This window comes from Arthrobacter sp. Hiyo1 (genome assembly GCF_001263615.2).
Taxonomy (GTDB): domain Bacteria; phylum Actinomycetota; class Actinomycetes; order Actinomycetales; family Micrococcaceae; genus Arthrobacter.
Genome location: NZ_DF952472.1, coordinates 11,407 through 13,926, shown reverse-complemented (window position 1 = coordinate 13,926; position 2,520 = coordinate 11,407). Strand labels below are relative to the sequence as shown.

Genomic DNA, 2,520 nt, shown 5'->3' with positions numbered 1-2,520 from the left:
TTGAGCTCGCGCTCGGTGAGCCTGCAGGTCTGGTACCGATTTCGCCGGGCCGGCGTGCTACCCGATGGGTGGCCTCATCCGCTCCTACCTCGCCGCGGCCGGTCAGAGACGCCTTCTCGTCCCGCTTCATATGCCGGGGAGTGCCGCCAAGGCAATCCGGGAGGGTGCAAACCTTTCCGAGGACAGGTCAGTCGGCCGGAGGACCTGGGAGGAGTTTCTCACCGAGCATGTGTCCAGAGCTGTCCGGAGGTGACGCGGCCGGGGTGAGCTGAACTTTCCATGCCGTCCACGGCCGGCGGGTGCAGGGCGGCATGCCTGGCCCGCGCCGCCGGCTCAATGGAGTCCACGGCATAGGGTTTGGTGGCCGAGCGCTGCAGGGGAAGACGCAAGCGCACCTGATAAGCGCCGCTCCGGAACTTGGCGCGCGGATCCATCTGGATAACCAGGAGCGGCTCTTGCCGTGAGGCGTCCACCCGCAGCAGCATTCCGTGCCGGAGTCCATCGACGAGCAGCGGGGTGGCCGGCTCAACCGCGGTCTGCTTGAGGAGATGCTGATATTTCGGTCCAGCCGCCAGGAACAGAATGCCGTGGGAGAAGCCGACGACTCGCAACGGGATTACTGTGTCGGGCTGCCGGGTGGGCCTGGGGTGCCTTTCGTGTTCCCCGGTTAAGGGTTCAGTGACCGTCTTCAACGAGCGATCGCATTCCCGGCACTTGGTGCGCGTTCCCACGTCGGCCAGAAGGGTCACAAGAAGTCCCCTAGGGGCCTTGCTCCACTTGTCGGCCACAACGTGGCACCATGCCGGGTGGTACTCCTTGCCGTTCTTCATCACGTAGACCTGGTCTTCGCCGAGGAGGGGCTTACCCTCGCGCCGCGCGGCCGGCTCGACAGGTTTGAGGGCGCCGAGGCCTTTGGCATCTGCGCGGACCGCGTCCCCACCCTTCAGGTACGTGCGGATCCATGGAGAGAGTGGTCGTTTTGGGCTAGGAATTGCGGGGCCTTCCTCTGCGGAGGGAGTGGTCCTTCCCTCAGTTCCCCCCGTACCTAGCTTGATGGCTTTTCACGGAAGTCGCCAGTCCGGCTACCGTAGCTCGTCACACGATTCCGTCCTTGACTTTTCCCTTAGGGGAAGGTGCGAAGGTGGGAAGCAGGGGGCGCTGCCAGTCGCGTTGCCATCGGAATGAAGGGGATGGGGAGTAACCCGGCATCACAATTCGGGCCATTCAAGAAGGGGAAAGCATGGTAACAAACAAGGAGGTCACTGACGCGTCCTTCGACGCTGAGGTGCTGAAGTCAGCCAAACCCGTCGTCGTGGAATTCTGGGCGGATTGGTCTGGACCCTGCACCAGGCTTGCCCCGGTTCTGGAACAGCTCGCGGTCGAATACGCCGACAAAATCGACGTTGTGAAAGTCAACGTCGATAAGAATCCGGAAACCGCTGCTGCCTTCAGGATCAGCTCTATTCCGTCCGTGTTCTTGTTCAAGGACGGCGAACGGAGAATCTCCGTGATCGGCGTCGGCGCGAAGCGGTACTTCGAAGTGGAATTCGCTGAATACTTGCGCTAGTCCTGCTTCACCCCATGAGCGCCTTCCCCTACAGTGGGAGTCAATCGGGGAAGACGGGGTACAAGGTGCGAATCGGTGAAGCCGCCCAGGCGGCGGGGATGACGAGCAAGGCCTTGAGGTTCTATGAAGAGCATGGGCTGCTGCCGGCTGCAAAACGGAACGCCAACGGATATCGCGATTACACAAGTGAAACCATCAGCAGGCTCGACTTCATTCGCCGCGGGCGCGCCGCTGGACTGGCCCTTGCACAGATCCGCGAAATCCTGGCCCTTCGCGATGCGGGCCGCGCCCCTTGCACCCATGTGCGCGACCTTCTGGCCGGTCAATTGGCAGACCTCGACGCGCAGATCGCAGAACTCGTCGCGCTGAGAGCCGCCGTCGCCGACTACCACGCTATCGCGGCTGCCGCGGACCCGGAGGCGTGCGACGCCGAGCGGATCTGCAGCTACATCTGAAGGCTGCCTCAGCAGCGGCAGTCCCTATGAGCGGGAGGCTTTGCGCATGGCAACTCGATTAGGCCTAGGAATCACCGCCGCGGCGGCCACGCTGGCGGTGCTGGGCGGATGTGCGTCGCCTGCAACGCCGCAAACCAACGTTCCGGGAAGTCCGACAACATCCGCTGCCCCGGGTATACCTTTCGCTCTGTTCACGCACTGTGGTATCTACGAGGCGCAGGTGCAGCTCATTCTTTATTGCAGACGAACCGCTGGACGACGGTCACGGCAATCCTCCGGCAGGCTGGGGCAACCCCTACCAGCCGGGCATCATGACTGTCGAGGGACAAAGGGCGGTCTTCCATGACGACGGCGGCCATACGGTGACCTTCCACGAACGTGCTGGTGCCACGGGCTTTCTGAGAACCTGTTCTTAAGGTGAGCGACGTGAAGCGATGTGTCGTGGCCCTGCTGGCCACGGTCCTCTGGTCGTCCGGGTGCGCCGGCCCGGGCGGTCCG

At 63.2% G+C, this 2,520-nt stretch carries 4 protein-coding genes; 2 read left to right on the top strand and 2 right to left on the bottom strand.

Features of this window, described 5'->3' with window-relative positions:
- Positions 1 to 218: 218 nt before the first annotated feature.
- Entirely contained in the window at positions 219 to 830 is a 612-nt protein-coding gene (locus AHiyo1_RS13770) for a hypothetical protein (protein WP_059388940.1), read from the bottom strand.
- Between the two features lie 410 nt (positions 831 to 1,240).
- Here AHiyo1_RS13770 and trxA point away from each other — a divergent pair, with 410 nt between their 5' ends.
- Together trxA and AHiyo1_RS13760 are read left to right on the top strand one after the other, a co-directional pair.
- Positions 1,241 to 1,567, top strand: a complete 327-nt coding sequence (gene trxA, locus AHiyo1_RS13765) for a thioredoxin (RefSeq protein ID WP_059388939.1) — start codon at positions 1,241 to 1,243, stop codon at positions 1,565 to 1,567.
- 65 nt (positions 1,568 to 1,632) lie between these two features.
- Positions 1,633 to 2,022, top strand: coding sequence for a heavy metal-responsive transcriptional regulator (locus tag AHiyo1_RS13760; protein WP_059388941.1), 390 nt, complete (start codon positions 1,633 to 1,635; stop codon positions 2,020 to 2,022).
- 227 nt (positions 2,023 to 2,249) lie between these two features.
- Here the strand turns inward: AHiyo1_RS13760 and AHiyo1_RS25595 are convergent.
- A partial coding sequence (locus AHiyo1_RS25595) for a hypothetical protein (protein WP_216363204.1) occupies positions 2,250 to 2,520 on the bottom strand: 271 nt, incomplete at its 5' end.

Excerpts from the sequence above, each read along its gene's own strand:
- trxA (WP_059388939.1), top strand. The coding sequence starts at position 1,241 with ATGGTAACAAACAAGGAGGTCACTGACGCGTCCTTCGACGCTGAGGTG.
- AHiyo1_RS13770 (WP_059388940.1), bottom strand. The coding sequence starts at position 830 with ATGAAGAACGGCAAGGAGTACCACCCGGCATGGTGCCACGTTGTGGCC.